This is a genomic window from Paenibacillus antarcticus (assembly GCF_001637225.1).
Lineage (GTDB): Bacteria > Bacillota > Bacilli > Paenibacillales > Paenibacillaceae > Paenibacillus_AQ > Paenibacillus_AQ antarcticus.
The window spans coordinates 47,677-67,742 of the sequence record NZ_LVJI01000016.1 but is presented as its reverse complement, the minus strand read 5'-3'; the positions used below and the strand labels follow the sequence as shown (position 1 = coordinate 67,742).

The following is a 20,066-nucleotide window of genomic DNA, read 5'->3' as shown; positions in this document are numbered from 1 at the left end:
TCTGCGATTAATATCTGCCTAAATTCAATGTATATCAATGACTGAATTTAAATACGAGGCCGCTATGAACTTTCATAGCGGCACTTTAAATATGTTCTATTCTTTCATCAATAGCTTATTCCTTAACAGATCCAACTACGATCCCTGATATGAAATACTTCTGCATAAAAGGATAAATCAAAAGTAATGGCAATGTGGACACGACTATCTTAGCTGCATTGAATATTTTATCAGAAATTTTGGCCAATTCCATCAATATAGCAGGATCTGTTATATTCTGAACTTCTACGCTAAGCTGCTGGATATAGGTTTGCAAAGGATAATTGGCAGCTTGATTAATATACACCAAAGCTCCGAAATAGTCATTCCAATGCCCAACGATTGTAAACAGCATAACCTCTGGAAGATAAATACGAAGCAATATCGTCCACTGTGAAGCTCCGTCTATCGTTGCAGCTTCCTCCAATGGCTTCGGTGCCGCACGAAATGCATTCATAAGCAAAATGACATTTACTATAGGCACAGTCCCTGGTAAGATTAGCGACCAAATGGAGTCAACATGTCAAGCTCTTTCAAACATTAATCATACGTATACCAGTACGTTTGAAATGTACGAACAGTTGGTCAATGTCATTGATCAAAATTTCTATTCAGCTCGTTCATTAATGAATCGATTCTCATCTATCATATGCCAAACTTAATGCTTCAACCTTTGATTGAAAATGCTATCATTCACGGTAACGCTTAGATTTCCTATGGAGAAATAAATAGTAGCGAGACCACTTCAACATTACTGTCTATTAATAAGAGAAAAGGCTGCCACCTGGCAGCCTTTTCTCTTATAATCGCAATATACCCATTCACTATTAATTAATAACAATTGATAATTTATAATTGGCATGCTCGTTTAGGTCTATTAAGAATTGATCCAATCGTTCAGTGGATGGGAATCTACACTCAAGAAGATAACAACATACAGTGGTTCTTATTAAACTTTCGTTTGCATTGGGGCTAAGTCCATTAACTTCGTATTCCTGAGATGCAGCTCCATTTTCTCCTCTGCTTCCTTCATGACAGCTTGAATCGAGCATTCGTCTCCGTGGACAAAATTACATTCAAATAAAGAAGTGGTGCCCTCTATGGCGTGGATAATATCCAAAAACGTTATATCCTCTTTATTGCGGAATAAACGATAACCTCCGTTAGCTCCTGATACCGATTCGATCATTCCTGCTTTCACGAGCCTTGTTAAAATCTTGGAAAGATAGGTTGGCGATACACCTTGGGTTTCAGCCAACTGCTGAACGCCTATCGGTTTAACCGGAGAAGCGGCAACGAGCATGAGCATGGTGTGTAGTGCATAATTCGTTGCTTTTGTAAATTTCATAGCTCCACCTCAATTACAGACTTATTGTATCTACAATATCCTTAGAATCACTCATGTGTCAAGTTCCCCCTTCACATTGAAAAATGTCTAACAAACTACTAGTCTTTTTTACTTCATCTTGTCTGCACGTTCGTATTATGGGAAAAAAAGCCGCTTATCACGGCTTTGCCTTACATGTACAAAAAAATTTACGCTACCAGGACATATCATAGTCATCCGACATCTCAGTTATATCTGCTGATTACTCGTGCTAATCCATAAAGATTTCTATGGATGCTGCTTCACCATCACGTACGGCTAACGCCTCTACGCCTCTTATGACAGCCCCATCGTATTCGACAGTACTACCATCACGTTTAAGCACTTTCATCCTAGATATTTTGGCAGCATTCTTACCAAATGTATCTGCTCGACGAGCATTGTAATATCTCACTTGTGTGCTTCCTAGGAACGTAAAGGATACCTTTCCTGACTCATCAAATAACCAACTTGGTAATGCTGGAGTAAGGGTAAGGGTTAATTCTCCATTACTCACAGTGAAGACCTTCGAACCTGCCATCATCATCCTCCACATACTTAGGAATTCTGCTGTAGATCCACTCAATCTAGCTACGAACCCTCTTCCATGTACCGCAGGATCTGGATTCCCACCCGTAGCAATAAATGAGGAATTCTCTAGCGTACTGCGTCCATACACAGCCGGATCAAGGAAAGGCACTAGCGATGTCTTTAATTCCTCGAAATACTGTTCATAAAGACCCGCTTTCAATAGTCCTAACAAATATTTATACGTCATATGAAGGAAATTGGATTCTCGTTCTAACCAACCTGGTGTAAAAGCACGCATACGTCCAATTTCATGACCTTCGGAGTCGAGACTAACGGACGTTTGATACATTTGGGTCGTCTTATCATACAACTCTGTCTTCTTAATACGGTCATAGAGTTCTTGGGCCTGTTGTGGATCATTCAACGTCTTCATCCAACGTGTAGGGCCTTCAAGGAAATGCGGTAATGCGGACGCTTCAAAATGCAGTACTCTAGCTCTAGGAAGCCCGCCACTATTCAAATCTGGTTGTCCATTCTCGTCTACTATTCTCTCAAACGCCGTGGCTTCAAACCGGAAATACGTAGGCGTAATGCCATCACCTAGTTCTATAGCCTTCGCAATGCCTTCATCTAGCTTAACTAAAAATGCGGAGAATACTTCTTCGATCACGTTCAAGGATACTTCGTGCTCTACTCCAGTAATTCCATACCGAACCCGATCACGATAATCTTCCCGAGCGAAAGCTACAATATCCCAATATGCGAATGAATCTAGCTTATTTTGTTGATAGAGTATGACCGCACGATGAACCTCATGGAACAAACCAGCCATTTCTTCTGGTAAGCGGACAGACTTCTCACCGAATTCCTTCGCACTTGCTAACAAGAAAATCACCATACGCTTCAATTCAAATGTCTCACTCATACCTGAGCCAAACAACCCCGGGAGTCCGTTCATCGCATCATTCCATCCTGGCTTGTTAGCTTCCATTTCCACACCCATACCATACGGATCTAACGTAGCGAATTTATTTAAGGCTAACGATACGATTTTGACAAACAGATTGGTCTGATAAATCTTGCCCTTGCCCCCCTCTATTTGTAACCAATTCGTATCATTTATTCTCCGTCCAAGACGCTCTAACTTATCATCATCCTCGATCAGTGCATCATACTGCCGAACTTCGTCATGAAGCACAACATATTTCTTAGATCGAGGTTGAACATAAGCAGCACTATCGTAAAAAGCATATGTCTCATCTGCGAAGAGAAGCTCTTCCTTCTTATCCGGGAATATGTCGAGGTAGCCGTCTACTAAGTCCATATTGTAAGTCCAATGGTCTGACCAGAATCCTTCACCGAAACCGGCTTCGATATTCTGCTGCGAAAGAGCCAGTATGCCACTTAGCAAACGTTCTTCACTGACATGAAGTTGTACAGCATAATCAGCTAAGTAATTAATAACTTTCCCTGGCGTGAATTTCCCAGTACACAACACGCTTAATTCCTCATGATGATCTGCAATTGAGCTACTGAGCAATTCCTTAAGCTTGTTTCTATTCTCCAACACGACGTTAAAGCTACATCCCTGAACGCTAAGCGGATTATATCCGTCTGCTTGCATCAGACTGAAGAACATTTTGATGTTAAAAGTACCTACCTTCGGGTTAAAGAACACATCGTTACGGCGGTTCTGATTCATATCCCGGAAGTTACCGTTACCTTGAGAGTAATATTCCGGGGCCAATGAGAAGAAATTGTAATCCCGCTCTAAGTCGCCATGCTTGCGTGAGTAGAGATGGACAACAAAGCCTTCTCCCTCATTATCAAATATAAACGGATAGCCTCCACGAAGGAAATTATCCATATAAGACTGCTTAGCGTAGGCATCAAATAGTTCAGAAGACGTATGCGTCGCAATATCTGACGTCAAATCTTCAACTAAGCTATCCGCCTCTTTCCGCTTACGAGTAATGTATTCCGCCGTGCATAAACGATCTGCCTTGGCATTGATCTTCTCAATATCATTCACATGACCGATAATGGTGTTCACAGTTAGACTCTCGCCTGGTGTAATGCTCTTCGCTACCCCGCTGAAACCACATGGCACCTTATTGAACGGATATTGTGGCTGTTGATTAAGCTCCGCTAGCGAAGCAGTGGCGAAGTTATCCGGGTACATCAAGGATGTATTTCCACCAAATACAACTTCAAAGTCTACAATCGGTGCGATTCTCTCCCCTTCTCCTGTAAAGGATAAGTAGAAATGTCCACTCGTAACTTCGCTAACTTGCGCCTCATCTGCCGTACTGGAACGCACATGATAGAACGGTATGCCATTCTCTAGATTGTAGACTTCCATCCAACTGCGTAGTAGATTACCAATCTCTTTGAACCCACCGTTCTCCACACCGTATGGAAGAATTTCTGGCATTCCATCTAGCAGTTCTAATGAAATAGATTTATCACTAATATTAATAATTTCTACCTGACGTACTAACCCGGCATAATCATCATTAGGTAAATTGAAGTAATTTACGACTGTCTTAAGACTATGTGCTGCATGCGTCTCTTCGATGGTGAGTCCATTCGGAGAAATTCTCATCACGCGAGAAGCTTGTGTATCAGGACGAGCTGTTTGAAACGGCTCGTATATGTTGTCTTGTCCTTGGATTTTGACAAACGTCCGAAATCCATTAGCTGCAACGTTCTTGTAAGTAATACTAGCAGGTGAGAATTCCATGATCGCTGAATTCTTATCCCGAATCCCGAAGCTACATACCCCTTGACCACGATTGACGTAGAACGTCCACATCGGAATGCCCTTCAATCCTGCCATACCTGGTAGGAAGCTTGAGAATGGTTTAGCTTGGTCGAATTGCTCAATTACAAACATATTGTTCTCATAATAGTATTTAGACATATCGATCCACTCCTATTTAGACATAATGTAAGTTGCAATGGAATGCGGTTGTAACTCAGCTACCAACATGCTTTCTCCTAGACCGATCGTTGCTTTTTGTACCTCATCCGTCTCATTCTGGACAACCACTACTATCGTACCGTCAGGATTTAAGAACGCTGTAGAGAGCAAGATATCTACTTTGGAGTTCTGTCCAATACGTACAGCACCTTGAGCAATATACTTACTGAAATGTCCAATGTAATAATAAGAGCTATTGTAATGGATAGTGTCCGTCAACGTATCCGCTATGATTGGGGCATCGCATAAGTTACCTACATGGTTAGGTCCACCTGTCTCGTCCAGTACGATATTCCAATCCAAGTAACCCTCGATCCAGTTATTCAAATCACCAATCATATTTCTACCGTATCTCTCACCTGTGAACCATTCACCTAACTTCACGCCACCTTCTTGGCATCCCTCTGTGAATAGTAGATGCTTATCAGGGAACAAATCATGCACCTGACCCACCTTCTCAAATTCTTCACTTACGTACCAGTGTACTCCTGTACCCCACACGTACTTAGCTGCTTCTGGATCAGATAGAACAACGGATGCTCTTTCTACGATGATGTCACGATTATGATCCCAGATTAAGATTTTCACATCTTCATGACCCTCTTGGTGCATGATTGGACCCAAATGATCTTTAATGAAATCACGTTCCTCTTCGGCACTGTAAATACAAGAATCCCATACTTGCACGGCAGCTGGCTCATTCTGTACCGTAATCCCCCAGATTGGAACGCCTTCCTTGCCATAAGCTTCAATAAATTTAGTGTAATAACGTGCCCATACTGCTGCGTATTCCGGTTTCAATTGGCCCCCATTATTCATTTCCCCATTTGTCTTCATCCAAGCCGGAGGACTCCAAGGCGAAGCTAGCATGGTGAACTCGCCACCTTTTACCTTCATCGCATCCTGAATTAGCGGTAACACCCACTTATGATCATGCGCTATATCAAAGGTCGCTAATGCTGTATCGTTATCTTCCACATACGTATAGTTACCAAGGGCGAAATCACAGCTATGAATATGTACTCTCCCTATGTTATAGCCCAATCCTTCGGTAGGATCGAAATAACTACGAATGACCTCAGCTCGTTTCTCATCGCTTACACGAGACAAGGTATATGCAGCAGCTTCTGTGAATGCGCCGCCAAATCCAAAGATACTTTGATACGTTGTATTTGGATCAAGTTCAATATCTGCCACAACTCCCGCATCCCGAGTTAGAAAAGACAGACTCCCCTTATCGCTTAAACGTTCTCCTGAATCCTTAGCTGTGACGATCATTTTCACTTGTTTCATTTGTGAACAACTCCTTATTTAATATAGTTCGAAACCGGTTTCGAAATAAGATAAAAAAAAGAAATTACTGCTCATTGTGTTGGTTCTTATGTTGTGTTGGTCACACTGCTACATGAATCCCTAACGATCAGCCTTACAGGTAACACCACTGATTCCAGAACCTGTGAAGGATCATCAATAGACTGAATCAATATATCTGCGGCTTTACTCCCCATAAGCGCTGTATCTTGTGCAATGGTTGTTAAAGCAGGTGTAATATATTGAGATAGCTCAATATTATCAAATCCTACAATAGATAGGTCGTTAGGAATACGAAGTCCTCGTTCCCTAGCGGCTCTCATAGCGCCAAGTGCTAAATGGTCACCCGCTACAAACACAGCAGTTGGACGTTCTTGCAGATCTAAGATCTGCATCATTGCGGCATATCCGCTCTCAATGGAATAATATGCGCTGTCGACGATATAAGACTCTTTTGTCTCTAGATTCAGACGGGTCATTGCTAATTCATATCCCTGCACGCGCTTAGAGCCAGCGAATGTATTTATTCCTCCAGAAATATGAGCGATCTTGCGGTGTCCAAGTGAATATAAATACTCCACAGCTAGAAGACTTCCTTCAAAGTTGTCTGAGTACAAGGTATGAGCTTGCGATGTTTCATAGTCCAAGACGACGCACGGTATGTCACTATCCAGAAGTTCTTTGAAATAAGGATCTTCATAATCGGATAGAATGACGACTACCCCGTCGACACCACGAATTTTGCAATTCTCCAGATACCCGCTCTGCTTACCACCTACATCTTTAGAAATAAACATAAGTGCGTATCCCTTAGCTACTGCCACTTGCTTGAAGCTTTCGATAACTGCACTAAAGAAAGGGTGCTGCATACCAATGCCAGAGGATTCAACAAATAACACACCAATGGTCCAAGACTTCTTCGTTGTCAGCGTTCGTGCATGAGCATTAGGCCAATAACCGAGTTCTTTGGCTGCTTGCAAAATCGTCTGACGCGTCTGATCCTTTACATCTGTGTAGTTATTGAATACTTTCGAGACTGTGGTAGGTGAATACCCTGTCTTCTTAGCGATATCATAAATCGTGGTCATACTTAGAATTCACTCCTGTTGCATATAGCCTATGGCACGTTCTTACATTGCATTCTAATCTTTTATAGAACAGACGTCAATAATAAAAAAGCGGTTACATTGCTTATGTGTAGCGTTCATATTGTAACTATACCTTTTGTGATGACTTCGCGATTTGATCGTTATATTGTTGTTACTTTGTATGGATATTGTAATAATTGCTTCGTTCCCGATTCCCCTTTATTAATCACAATCTCTACAGGGAATATCTCAGATTCCTTATTAGATCCTAACCAAATACGTTGAAGAGAAGATAATATCACTAAACCTTCTTCATCACCTATGGGTGTAAATGTAGGACTTCCTGAAAGATAAATTTGCTCATTATACTCTTCTTGAATATATGTTGAGAGCTCTATGACATCTTCCGATGGGAGGCCGATCTCACTTATATTTATAATATCTTTCGTACTAAATTCCGAATCTGATTCATGTTCTTGATTATGTCTTGCAATGAATTCTACGATATTGCCTGCAGGATCATAGAAATAAATAGAATGACAATTCCAAGATTCAAAATAACTTTCATCATGGTCATCGACTTGATTAATGTTAATTCCTTTGCTCTTTAACCATTCGATTGCCAATTCGTTCTTAGTCTCTACGATGTTAAAAGCAAAATGGTAAAAGGGAGTAGCTACACAATCACTTTGTACAAATGTAAGCCGAGATGATCCTACTGAAAAGGTAATCGATGTATTCGAAGAATCGATGATTGGAAATTCTAGATGGACGGAATAGAATTCTTTCAAGGCATCTAAACGTTCAGCATATAATCTAATCTCTTCAATTTTCATTGTCACTACTCCTTCATGGTTAATCATTTGCGGAAGCTTGTATTCACTAGGAATACAAGCTTCTTAATATCCTACTTGAAATTGCATCATTAGTCTTGGAAAAGAGTCTACTTCCTTGCACGCTACAGATGCCATAGAACGTACAGGATCCCGGCCAGCACACTAACGATCATTACAATTGCTGTCAACTGGGCAGAAGTATACTTCGTATATTCAACACCCCCTGCCATTTAAGACGAGATAGATGTTGAAATGTTGCTACACCATTACAACAGTACCACCTATTGGTACTACATATAAATAGTTAAGTGTATACAACCATATTTCGGCTCCTCCAATATATACAATCTCGTTATATCCTTGCATTTGTGAGAACCGAATCATGCACTTTCTCGTGCAGAAGAATGGGCTTCGACAAAATAAAGTCATAAAAAACCTATGGTAGATTAATATCTCCCTTAGGTTTTATGTTGTAGCTATTTTTTACTGCACCTGGGTATATTTCTTCATCGTGATCTCCCTTAATATTTACTCTCGCTATCATTCACTCTGAAAAAAAGAATCATATATGTCCACGATTGCATTCATTATAATTAACGAACCTCTAACCGTGCCCACTTCTAAGGCATGTGTTCCCTCTTCAATAGCGTGAACTTCTATGTTATTAAGTCCTTCTATAGCTTGGATACTCTGCTTGCTAAATAATCGATCTTGCGTTCCGTAAACAACAATACCCCTAGCATGCTGAATATATGGAACTGTTTCATCCAATGGTGTTAAATAAACATGTCTAATTCCTTTATTGTCTATCGCTTCAGCCACTTGCCCCGCCACAATCGTCCCTAGACTTTTACTAACAAAAATCAGGTTATCATAGCTTGCCATGATCTGGATAATTGCTTGTGTACACTCATCAACAAGGACACTCAATGCTTCAAATTCCAATTCCACTCTTGCACTTTGGTAGCCGTATTCTAGTAGTAATATATCGTGGTTATGCTCAATAGCACTTTGGCTCGCATAATAAAGGAGAGGTAACTCACAGGAATAATTCTTTCCAGGAAAAATAACAACTAATGATGCAGAATCGTTGTGAATGTATCTATGTTTGACTTCTCTACCCCAAAAGGACGGACGTAGTATGTATGAATTCATCATAACGTAACCTCCACGGATCAATTATTAGCCGGATACATCGGTAATTTCACAGTAAACACTGTTCCCGAACCCACTTCACTTTCTACTGAAATGAAACCATCATGATCTTCAATAATTTTACTGCATAAGGATAGCCCTAAGCCCGTTCCTTCTTCCTTAGTTGTATAAAAAGGGTCAAATATCTTGTTGATTTCGCTTTGTGGGATGCCCTTTCCGTTATCACGGACTTGAATTACGGCCATCTCCCCTTCTCTGCTCAGTATGAATTGGATATGACCAGCTTGTTCCATAGCCTGAAAGGCGTTACGAATCAGATTGATTAACACTTGTGTAATCTTGTCCCGATCCATTAATAACATAATACCTTCGTCTGAAGACTCCATTTCGAGGATATGACCGTATGATGTAACCTCTGATTCACACAATGAATACACTTTTGCCATGCATTTAGCCAGCACTTCAACCTTCATCTGACTTTCATGAGGCTTGGAGAATTGCAAGAACTCTACTGTTAGTTCACCAACCCTTGTGATTTCGCTCATAATAACGTCATACCATGGCTCAATATTATACCCCGATTTCTTAGATAGCTGGATAAATCCTTGAATGGATGTTAACGGATTACGGATTTCGTGTGCCATACCAGCTGCTAATTGCCCAACCATCTGCATTTTTTCTGAACGTAGCTGATCTTCTTCCCGTTTATGGCGATTCCCTTGCTTCATTTCAAGAATTCTTTCTTCGCCTATTTGGAATAAATCTTGGAAGTTACTTCCTTCCTCTGGGAAGCGCGTGATGCTACTCGTCACCTTAATTCCGGATTTCTCGCATATCTTTAGAACGTCAAAATTCTCTCTAGCCGATAACATGATTCCAAAGTTATCTCCAGCATATCGGCATGCACCGAGGTGATTCGGGAAATACTCTTTCAGCGTACGAGAGAAACTTACTAGGATTTCTTCAAAATTTTTAGCTGCAACATGGCTAATATCAAACAGCACAAATTGAAATTCTTTGTTAAGTTCAATATGATGTTGGACTGTTTTGATATACCCAGAGTAATTATTAAACCCTGTAAGAGTGTCATAGTTGATAAGATATTCGTTCTTCTTCACCAATCGCCTCTTCTCGGATTCACTACGTAAGATGACATGAAAGAATAGAACAGTGACTAATGATGTGATCACATCGTAAATAGAAACTAACATATTGTAGGTCGTAATGGGAACATAGGAAAGCCTTATGAGTGTGTATTGGAGGATGAACAAGAGTGCAACTAGCGTGGTATCTCGATGTCTTACCTTATGCTCTATCACGTTGATAGTCGTTATGAAATACAATAAAATGCACCAATTTAAATGACTAGAATAATGGAATGCTCCTAACAGAATAAATTGAATATATTTAAGCCAAGTATATTTGCGATCCAACATGACACTTAGAATTAGCAGTACAGCTGTTATCACTGTGACTATAACATTCGGCGACTTACCCAGTAATACAGAAGATATACTAATAAGAACACAGATTAAGGGTACATATAGGAGCTTGATCATATTAATGGTCAAATGGAATCACACCTCGTTGACGGTTGGTATCGTCTTTAACAATATTATTCAAATACAATTGTCTCCTATATTACTAGTATTTACAATACAAAATTCCACTATAAATAGCGAAATTTCTCCTTGTATTTCATAAAACTAACAAATACCACTCATTAGAGTTATACTAATTACCATATCCGCTTCCACAGAACGGATAATTTATCACGTTATGCAACAGGAGGCATTTAGTCATGGAATTCCGACTCATTAAAGAAAAAGAACTAAAAGAAGCCGCGCTATTAGCAGAAGAAGTATTTAGTACAAACGGAGAGCGGTTTATGGAATTCTCCTTTCCAACCTTATTTCGTCCGGGTGTGAGCCATTCTTATGCTGCCTTCAATGATCAAGGAAAGATTGTATCCTTCATCGGAATGGTTCCCTTCATTATTCAATCTGGTGATGTACATCTACATGCGTATTCGATCGGTGCGGTCTGTACAGACCCAGCATATCGAGGACAAGGACTTGCAGGCGAGTTATTTACTCTTTGTCAGCAACACGCCAAAGATTCAAGTGCTTCATTGATGTTCATCTCTGGAGATCGCTCTTTATACACTAGAGCAGGTAGTGTAACGTTTGGTAAATCCAATAAATATATACTTGAAGCTCTGACTGCAGAACAACTTAAGATTGATACATCTCATTGGTCATTCTCTGAAATGGAACCCAAGGATATGTTTGCTGTCCATTCCTTAATGATACATAAGACCGCTGGTATTCAATGGGGTCTCTCAGATATTGCCCAATTCATTGGTGCAAGTCCCCTGGCCAATATTCACAAAATGGATCAGCATATCCTTATTGCGAGAACATCGGAACAAGAGATCGTTGGCGTTGCTGTATTCGCTGTACCGAGAAACGACTCTACAAATAGCGTTGGCATGCTTATAGAACAAGCCGGGTTACCCTCTGCTGTAGCAGCACTTCTGTCTAATGCTCTCACTCAGTTCCAACTAACTTCCCTAAGCGTAACATTACCGTGGCAAGATATTGAACTTGCCAATCTTCTTCAAGCTGCCAATACCTCTGTTGAGCGACAAAGTAATGTTGGAACGGTCCTTGTTATCGATGGGGAAGCATTGATTGCTCAATCTGGTTATGGTAAGTCTCATCCCGACAACATCACAATCTCCGTTCTTCCAGATGGATGTTATGAGTTACATACACCACATGGATCATCCGTTATTGGTGGTAATACCGAGCTAGTGTCGCTCTTGTTCGATCCCCATTCAACGATAGAGCAACCAGCAGATACCAAGCTACAGACGATAGCATTACCTTATATGTATGGTTTATATTTCATCTAGAGCAAAATAGGAATATGAGAATTATGTTGCAATTCGCTGAGTCAAAGAGATAGATTTCTTTACTCAGAATTATTATTAGGAAACGAAAGAGAAAGACTCGCAGTATCCTAACTAGGATATGCGAGTCTTTCTCTTCTATTTTTTTGGATCTAATTACTTATCTTTTGGTGGGTATCAGATTATGGATGAAGGAGAAGAATATATTGTATTCCTTGATCATTTACAGGTCCCCGATAATTATATATACAAAGGTAATGAAGCTATTAGTTTCCTACCTAAATCTACGTATTTCGGGAAATTCCCTACTAATCAGGTAGATACCAATGGCCAGATACTTACCAAAAACGAAACAGATAAATGGCGTTAATTACAACAAGATAAATAAATGGGACATCATTACTACTAACAAAGAAATCAGTGTATCTTACAACAAATTAAAACAATTGGTATTTTTAAAATATAAATAATATAAATACTTGTTTACGCCCCAGCTCGTTTCTCAAATCTAGATAGCATATGAATGGAAATAAAGAATAGGTAGCTTCACTATGAGACTACCTATTCTTTATTTTTCTTCCACCCTTACACTTGAGACAAACTTTAAAAATTACAAAACCAATTAACCCACCCGACACGTTTAGTATAAGATCATCTACATCAAAAGTTCCTATTTCAAATAGGACTTGTGCGCACTCCAAACTTAAACTTAAACCAAGTGATAGAAGAAATACGCGTATGAATGTCATTCTTGTAGACATAAGTAGAAGAAAAATACCAAACGGTATGAATAATGCAATATTTCCAACCAAATTGATTAGACCATGGCCCGATAAATGATACATATTTCTGGATATTTCCTTCATCGGACTTAAATTGCCTGATTGCAATCGTTCAATCATATTCTCCGGGTTTCGTAGATTCCTCTGCATTTGACCCCTTAAAAAGTTCACATCCATTGTCCCAAATTTAAATAAGATAACTTTGATTAATACATACATATACCCAGCGAATAGTATCGGTACCATGATGCCATTGATTAATTTCGTTAGTTTCATACCGCACGCTCACCTTCTTGAGATATGTCCATGTTCATCAGGGATATAATGTTACAATGACGCCATCTATATTGTTACCCGATACCTCATAACGACGATCCGTCGGCATGAGTATCATCGTATTCTTAACAATAGGATAATAGGAAATCTCATATTCTTTATGATCTATACTCGTAGTATAGGTTTTTTGTTCTTTCAGGAAATCCAAATATTGTTCCAACGTAAAGTTCTTCTCCTGCATAATCACACTGTGTGGTAATCCCACATAGCGGTAATGCCAAGGTTCATACTGAATGCCTGTGATTGCTGATTTGTTCTTGGGATATCGTAAAATAAACCCATATGTAGAGGCGTGTTTCTGTAACCATTGTCCTTCATCCGCTTGATTCATTGCCATTTTAGTAGATCCAATATCAAGGGATAATCCTACGTTATGTTCGCTATAGCCCGCTGGTAAGGCGTAATCTGCACCCATTTCTTCATAAAGCCGATTCTGATCTTCGTCACCTCGATAACCACTACTTATTAAGAAATGACGTACGCCATCTCGAGCTGCCTTATCGATCATCACTTTGAATTGTTGCACCACACGTCGCGACAATTGAATCGTATTATCTAACAACCCATATCCTTGTACGAGTTCCTTATTCTGAAACAAATTCACCACATCGGGTGTTACACCCATTGGATGTACAGGATACTGACTATTCACTAACAAGAGATCGCCCTGGTAGATATGATCCATTCCAACTTCTATCGAATGATTGTTATCTTGATCTATCTTATCTGGAGCAAGATCTTCTTCTAGCGATTGATTATTGCTCGCCACTTCTGGCTCCTGCTTCATGACTTCAAACCCAAATAGTAAAAGTACAATAACAAGTAAAAAAGCCCACTTCTTCATATTAAGTTCCTCCTTAACCATCCATTCATTAAGAATAAAGGACCTTGTTTAAAAAGAAGTCGGGCAAATATAAAGTTTTTCTTAAATTTATTCCCTCATTGTGGTAATCTCACCTCAAACATAGTACGAATCACACTACTTTGAACGGATATGATTCCGTCATGTTGCTCCACAATATTCTTCGCAATAAGCAAACCCAGACCCGTGCCACCTTCTTGATGCGTTCTGGCTTGATCACCGGTATAAAACATCTCAAAGATATGAGGTAGCTCTTTCTCAGGAATACAATTACCATAATTGATCACTTGAACCACGACATCTCCCCCCTCGAGGTGACAGTTCATATCTACAAACTGCCCGTCCTTTCCATATCGGGTGGCATTGGTCAATAGATTCTCAAATACACGTGCCAATAACTCTCCATCGCCCAAAATATTTACATTTGCAGTCACATTTAATCTAGCGATTAGATTATTCCTCTCAAAGACAGGATATAATTCCTCGTTCAATTGGTGGAGTAGCTCGCTTAGATCGATGGATTGCTTATCAATGGAAATCATCCCGTAGTTCATTCTAGTGATCTCAAATAGTGAATCAATGAGTTTCTCTAACCGCTGAGATTTGGTGAAAGCAATCGTCGAATAATGTTTAACCTGTTCTGTTGTTAACTGATCATCTTGAAGAATCAGATCTAGATAACCTAACACTGAAGTCAATGGCGTACGTAAATCATGTGCTAAATTTAAGACTAACTGATCCTTACTACTCTCTGCAAAATCCCCTCGTACAACCGCTTCTTGTAGCTTTTGACTTGCCAAATTTATGTCTTCTGCAATATCTTTGAACTCATCATTCGATGATATTTGAACACGATTATTAAAGTCACCATTGGCGAGACAATGAATTCCTGTAGAAATTTCCTTGAAATAGGTTGCGTAGGGCTTCGTGAGAAAAAAGAAAAATAGAATCGCAAGTGGAATGAATAGGATCAAAAAGAAATTGAGATCCCCAAAGTTATTTATGACTTGGCGAACTTGAGCTAATGGATCTTCCAACCGAACCTTCACATAATAACGCTGGAGAGCTTTATAGATTATAAAAGTGATCGTACCAGAAAACAACATACTCAACCCTAATAATACGATCATTTTAGATCGAAAACTTCGTATCATGTTAGCCATTGAATGTATATCCAACCCCCCAAATGGTTTTAATCCATTTGTTTTTAGTCTTATCTTCTCCAAGCTTCTTCCGTAGGGTGCGAATATGCACCATGACCGTATTCCCACTTTCAAAGTAGGCTTCGCCCCACACGTGTTCGAATATATTCTCTGCGCTGAATACTTTCCTCGAATGACCGGCAAGTAGATACAGAATATCGAATTCTTTCGGTGTTAAAATAATGTCTTCACCATATAACGTAACCGTGCGTTGTTCAGGATCAATCGTTAATCCCCCGACTTCCAAGATGGATTGCTCCTCTGTTGTCGATGTATTCAACTGCATAGAACGTCGTAGCTGAGCATTCACACGGGCAACCAATTCCATGGGGTTAAAAGGCTTGGTCATATAATCATCGGCCCCCATGACCAGTCCCGTGATCTTATCTAGATCAGACGTTTTGGCACTCAAAAAAATAATGGGCATGTGATACTTTTCTCGAATCTGACGGGTCACTTCGTAACCATCGATTCCTGGCATCATAATGTCTAATATCGCTAAATCAATCGTGTGTGATTGGATAGCTTGAATGGCTTCTCGCCCATCATATACTTTGATAATATGGTAGCCCTCTTTTTCCAAATGTAACGCAATGAGATTCGCAATCTCCGCCTCATCATCCGCTATTAGAATCGTGATACGTTTCATTTCCATCGTGCTCCTTTAAGCAAGTAACTTTAACTATAAGTGTATCCTACTCTAACTATAACAAAAAAAGACTTTCAACCCTATGATCAAGGGTCTAAAAGTCTTTTTAACATCGGCTTATTTAATGATGAATAATCTCATTTGTCCTCCCTTTCCCTTTTAGCGAGTTCTCGAACATATCAATAATCTCCAGGAATCTTTCTGCCTCACGGAACACATGATCCGCAAGTAGGGGATGAATAATGCTCTTAATCTTACATTGATCTATTAGATCACGAGCGGTTTTCTTGAAATCTCGTAATGACTTAACAGATACTCTATTTTGATCCAGAAACTGATCTAATATAGGAACCGTCTGAGATTGAGGTCTCATCGAGTCAATATCCCTCGCTTGGACTAGTAACTGGTCAAAATCATTACTAAAATCTCGGGCTTGCTCAACAAGCTTGCGTTCCGATGGATCTAATAAGTGTCCAATAAACTGGGCATGTTCGCCCATAATTCTCAGGAAGAATACATTCTCATCAATAATTGAATCATATAGTGGTTCTAATTGACCTCTATTTAGCTCTTCTAAGCGATTGCGAAAGTAATTAGCTTCCCTACTCACATGATCGACCAGAAGGGGAAAGTTCGTTTGACCAGGCAGTTTACAATTCAGTATTAAGCCGAGGACTTTTCTTTTGAATGCCCAAATGTGACACACCGCGGAATGTACTTCTTTATTAAATTCTTTAATCGTATTGGGATCCACATCAAGGGTGAAGCAGTGTACCCGCCTTTCAATGTCTTCAAACACGCGATAGAAATGATCTGCTTCTTTCTTAAGTACGGTATCCTCACAACGGAAACCCAACCCTAAAAAAAATGAATGTTCTTTCATAATTCTGGACCAAAAGCTGACTTCATCTAAAGACTGCGCGACAAATCGGTCTGACATTCGTTCCCCTCCCAATTAAGCATTAGTTAAAGCATATGCAAGATGGGCATGTTCTAATGTTAAACCCTATTTAGGAGATGTATGGTATACCAGGTGAGATATGAGGAATCAAACGTATGTTCGATTAATTGTTGACAACTTACATATTGTGGGGTATGTTGAATGGAAATTAAACATTGTAGCGAGCGAAGCACCTCGCAAGATCAGGCGTAACAGCCTTTCTTGAGAGGTGCTTTTTTGTGTTTGCGTTACTATTCTTGTAGATGGGGGTTGAAGTCATTAATGAAGGATGTAAGTAGAAGAGCTCATTGGTGTAGGTTGATTATGATTTTCTGTGTATGGACTGCATTACAAGTAAATGTACCTCAGGTAAGTGCAGCTGATCGTTGGGATACTGCGTTGGCACATGTCGATATCGTTTACGATAATGTTACAACGCTCAAAGGAACCACACTATCAGTAACTCAACATATTCAAGAACAACGTACAAAGAATAATGATGTTTTGAAGCTCTTGAATATAAAAATCAACGCCATAGATGTGGAATGGATAAAAAAACTACAAATAAAATATAATCAGGCCTTACGGGAGCACTCTCCACTATTAGAACGATACACAGGACTAAGTAAACAGGCTACTGCCGCCAAAGAACAAAAAAATAAGAAAATAGCTGATCTTCTCGATCTACAACGCAATAAGATACGTACTTCAGTGGAAGTCGCGCGTGCCGATATTAAAGCAAAGAAAGCAGCGCTCTCAAGTGCGAAGAAGCAACGTGCAAGTAAAGTGAAGATAGTTAAAGATTCCCTAGTTCCTGTACGGAATTTCAAAAAGAAGATTACAGCTGAGAATAAGACGATTACTGCAGCAAAAAAAATCTATTCGGCAGCGGAGAGTAGTTATAGAGTTAGTGTGAAACAAGGTGACGCTGTTACAGCAGCTACTGATATCACACTTATGTATGATCAAATGGTAATTATTCATTCTTCTCTACAGAAGGTATTCGACTGGGAGAAGCAAATTTCACAGACTATTGTGATATCAGAGTCCAAGTTACCGAAGTCGTGAGGAAATTTAATTCCTATGGCAACAGCATAAGAATAAGAGAAATAGAGATCCTTATTCGCGATTAAGCAATATGGATCTCTACCGGTTACATCAAGTTGTTTTGGGCATTATTGTCCTGCATTCATACCAGAATATCTTATAGTCAAAACAAGGTGTCAATCCAAGACTTCTAGCTACCGATATTGATCCCATATTTTCCGGAGAACAATCCCAATACGGAGATATCCCTCTTTGTTTGCATTCATCAATAAATGCTCTAGCTACTGCTGTGCCATATTTATTTCTTTTATATCCTTCTAAAGTCTCTATATCGATAGCATGAGTCTCTTTGTCCACAAATGAAGAGAGGCATGCACTCAAGACGTTGTTATTATGCTCCACAATATAGCCAAACCCTACTGGTAAGAAAGTATCTATGGAATTCCAAAAGCGATTAATTTTCTCTTCTAAGAATGAATGATTATCCAATCTCCTAGAATTCAATAAGTTCTCATCTATTCTTCGAATCATAATCTTATCTTCTATGTACTCACAAGCGTCACTATTTCCCTTAAGGGTAAACACATGCTGAATATCACTAGAAATGTCGCGGGTAGTGAAAATCTCTTGGATTGTATCAGCCCATGAATCCGTTTCACCACTGATCTCGACCCAATTCACACCAAGCTCCTGTAGTCTGGGTTCAATATATTGTGTCATATATGCTTCCAGCCCTATCCGAAAAGACTCACTGTGTTCATTTCCAATAATGTGGAAACCTTCCTGACCCTGAATCCATAATAATGCAGCCGTAGGCCTTATTCTATGATCCACGTAGACCCAACCAGGACTATTTCCATTGACCACAGCTCTCACTTCAATATTGTTACACGGGTCGGTGAGATGTTTTATTGTATAAAATTCATGTTTATTTAATTCTGTTATCATAGCTATACCTCCTGATGGACTGCACAGACAAGTTTTCTGAGGCTAGCATGCACCTTAGATCATTAAGCAATCCTTGTTAAACAATCTATCTACTAAGCTCTACACAATATCTTGCTTCCTCTTTGACCCTCTTAAATCCAACCGATCCGTATAGTGACAACGCAGAGTTATTCGTAGTTAATACCATTAATTCAGCAGATTCTAGCCCATTTCCTCTTAAATAGGTCAGCGCTTGTGTCAGCATATATTTCGCAATGCCAGTATTTCTCCATGGTTCACGTACGAAGACATCTTCTATAACTCCTTTATCTTCTTCCCGCCATGCCATTAAGCTACCCACAATCGTATCTACTTCACGCACAACTATCGCTGTCCACAGTGGATTTTGTTTGTATTGTGAGAGTCTTTCCATTCCTAGTGGTGTATCTGGCCAAATCTCTGCTTCTAACTCTAAATACTCACTTTCTTCTTGAGAAGAATCCATTGTCCAAGGTGTACATTGAAGACCATCGCTTATTGATAACTCTATCATAGGCTGCTTAAGATCACGTTCCATTGTGAATAAGCTTTCCTTATGCCTGAAACTCTTCTGCTGAATGAAGAATTGACTATTGGCAATCTCTGACGAATCGTTACCTACACACAGTAATGTTTCGTATTCTTGCGGCAAAGACTCTCCTAACTCAATGGCACGTGAATATAGATAGGGGTAGAGTTGTTCTAATAGATTGAGATCAGCTTCTCTTTCTGGGATGGTCTTTAAATTAAGAAAAATTTCATGTTTGCTGTCAGCAGAACGACTCGACGGAACAATATTGATAATACTCACTTGCCCCTTAGCCACCATTTCCCCTTGTTCAAAAGCACAAAATACATTAACCCAATTATCCGGGTCGCCTACCCACCAAAAGGTAGCATTCTCTCTAGAAGTTACTGAGTTGTACAACTCGCCAAGTAACGGCATGTCACCTTCTTGAAAATTTCGTATTTCAATCTCACCTAACATCTGAAACGATTCCCCCAAAGTAATACCCCTTTCGATACATACCTATTGAAGCGATGGTATATTTTTACTAT

General features: G+C 39.6%; 18 protein-coding genes and 1 pseudogene. 3 read left to right on the top strand and 16 right to left on the bottom strand.

Annotated features, from left to right (window positions below; translation table 11 throughout):
- Positions 1 to 115 precede the first annotated feature (115 nt).
- The 9 genes and pseudogenes from PBAT_RS11855 to PBAT_RS11820 all read right to left on the bottom strand — a co-directional run bounded on the left by PBAT_RS11855 (position 116) and on the right by PBAT_RS11820 (position 10,880).
- Positions 116 to 496, bottom strand: coding sequence for an ABC transporter permease subunit (locus PBAT_RS11855; protein WP_068649787.1), 381 nt, complete (start codon positions 494 to 496; stop codon positions 116 to 118).
- Positions 497 to 866: 370 nt separating this feature from the next.
- Positions 867 to 971: pseudogene (locus tag PBAT_RS24775) on the bottom strand (Lrp/AsnC family transcriptional regulator); the annotation flags it as partial.
- Between the two features lie 17 nt (positions 972 to 988).
- Complete coding sequence (locus PBAT_RS11850; RefSeq protein ID WP_068649785.1) at positions 989 to 1,387, bottom strand: Rrf2 family transcriptional regulator; 399 nt, start codon at positions 1,385 to 1,387, stop codon at positions 989 to 991.
- 250 nt (positions 1,388 to 1,637) lie between these two features.
- Positions 1,638 to 4,859 (bottom strand): cellobiose phosphorylase, encoded by a 3,222-nt coding sequence (locus PBAT_RS11845; protein WP_068649783.1) that lies wholly within the window; start codon positions 4,857 to 4,859, stop codon positions 1,638 to 1,640.
- A 12-nt stretch (positions 4,860 to 4,871) separates the two neighbouring features.
- Entirely contained in the window at positions 4,872 to 6,212 is a 1,341-nt protein-coding gene (locus PBAT_RS11840; RefSeq protein ID WP_068649781.1) for a glycoside hydrolase family 30 protein, read from the bottom strand.
- Between the two features lie 86 nt (positions 6,213 to 6,298).
- The gene (locus tag PBAT_RS11835) at positions 6,299 to 7,318 is read right to left on the bottom strand and encodes a LacI family DNA-binding transcriptional regulator (protein ID WP_068649779.1); all 1,020 of its coding nucleotides are present in this window, start codon (positions 7,316 to 7,318) and stop codon (positions 6,299 to 6,301) included.
- 161 nt (positions 7,319 to 7,479) lie between these two features.
- On the bottom strand, positions 7,480 to 8,154 hold the full coding sequence (locus PBAT_RS11830) for a VOC family protein (RefSeq protein WP_068649777.1): 675 nt from the start codon (positions 8,152 to 8,154) through the stop codon (positions 7,480 to 7,482).
- Between the two features lie 540 nt (positions 8,155 to 8,694).
- Positions 8,695 to 9,312: an alpha/beta hydrolase gene (locus PBAT_RS11825; protein WP_068649775.1), complete on the bottom strand. Its 618-nt coding sequence runs from the start codon at positions 9,310 to 9,312 to the stop codon at positions 8,695 to 8,697.
- 17 nt (positions 9,313 to 9,329) lie between these two features.
- Entirely contained in the window at positions 9,330 to 10,880 is a 1,551-nt protein-coding gene (locus tag PBAT_RS11820; protein WP_068649773.1) for an ATP-binding protein, read from the bottom strand.
- Between the two features lie 230 nt (positions 10,881 to 11,110).
- On the opposite strand from PBAT_RS11820, the gene PBAT_RS11815 reads away from it, so the two are divergent.
- Both PBAT_RS11815 and PBAT_RS11810 read left to right on the top strand, forming a co-directional pair.
- The gene (locus PBAT_RS11815; protein ID WP_068649771.1) at positions 11,111 to 12,226 is read left to right on the top strand and encodes a GNAT family N-acetyltransferase; all 1,116 of its coding nucleotides are present in this window, start codon (positions 11,111 to 11,113) and stop codon (positions 12,224 to 12,226) included.
- Between the two features lie 181 nt (positions 12,227 to 12,407).
- Positions 12,408 to 12,593: a hypothetical protein gene (locus tag PBAT_RS11810; RefSeq protein WP_068649769.1), complete on the top strand. Its 186-nt coding sequence runs from the start codon at positions 12,408 to 12,410 to the stop codon at positions 12,591 to 12,593.
- A 187-nt stretch (positions 12,594 to 12,780) separates the two neighbouring features.
- Here the strand turns inward: PBAT_RS11810 and PBAT_RS11805 are convergent, their stop codons facing one another.
- The 5 genes from PBAT_RS11805 to PBAT_RS11785 all read right to left on the bottom strand — a co-directional run bounded on the left by PBAT_RS11805 (position 12,781) and on the right by PBAT_RS11785 (position 16,994).
- Positions 12,781 to 13,281 (bottom strand): VanZ family protein, encoded by a 501-nt coding sequence (locus PBAT_RS11805; RefSeq protein ID WP_068649767.1) that lies wholly within the window; start codon positions 13,279 to 13,281, stop codon positions 12,781 to 12,783.
- 37 nt (positions 13,282 to 13,318) lie between these two features.
- Complete coding sequence (locus PBAT_RS11800; RefSeq protein ID WP_068649765.1) at positions 13,319 to 14,185, bottom strand: M15 family metallopeptidase; 867 nt, start codon at positions 14,183 to 14,185, stop codon at positions 13,319 to 13,321.
- A gap of 95 nt (positions 14,186 to 14,280) precedes the next feature.
- Positions 14,281 to 15,366, bottom strand: a complete 1,086-nt coding sequence (locus PBAT_RS11795; protein ID WP_068649763.1) for a sensor histidine kinase — start codon at positions 15,364 to 15,366, stop codon at positions 14,281 to 14,283.
- On the bottom strand, positions 15,359 to 16,054 hold the full coding sequence (locus PBAT_RS11790) for a response regulator transcription factor (protein WP_068649761.1): 696 nt from the start codon (positions 16,052 to 16,054) through the stop codon (positions 15,359 to 15,361). Before PBAT_RS11790 ends, PBAT_RS11795 begins: the two co-directional genes overlap by 8 nt.
- A 121-nt stretch (positions 16,055 to 16,175) precedes the next feature.
- A complete protein-coding gene (locus PBAT_RS11785) occupies positions 16,176 to 16,994 on the bottom strand; it encodes a DUF2935 domain-containing protein (protein WP_068649759.1) in 819 nt (272 codons plus the stop codon).
- Between the two features lie 282 nt (positions 16,995 to 17,276).
- Here PBAT_RS11785 and PBAT_RS11780 point away from each other — a divergent pair, with 282 nt between their 5' ends.
- The gene (locus PBAT_RS11780; RefSeq protein WP_068649757.1) at positions 17,277 to 18,062 is read left to right on the top strand and encodes a hypothetical protein; all 786 of its coding nucleotides are present in this window, start codon (positions 17,277 to 17,279) and stop codon (positions 18,060 to 18,062) included.
- Between the two features lie 90 nt (positions 18,063 to 18,152).
- On the opposite strand, the gene PBAT_RS11775 is transcribed toward PBAT_RS11780, so the two are convergent.
- Positions 18,153 to 18,989 (bottom strand): GNAT family N-acetyltransferase, encoded by an 837-nt coding sequence (locus PBAT_RS11775; protein WP_068649755.1) that lies wholly within the window; start codon positions 18,987 to 18,989, stop codon positions 18,153 to 18,155.
- Positions 18,990 to 19,074: 85 nt separating this feature from the next.
- The gene (locus PBAT_RS11770) at positions 19,075 to 19,953 is read right to left on the bottom strand and encodes a GNAT family N-acetyltransferase (RefSeq protein WP_084403045.1); all 879 of its coding nucleotides are present in this window, start codon (positions 19,951 to 19,953) and stop codon (positions 19,075 to 19,077) included.
- Positions 19,954 to 20,066: the final 113 nt, after the last annotated feature.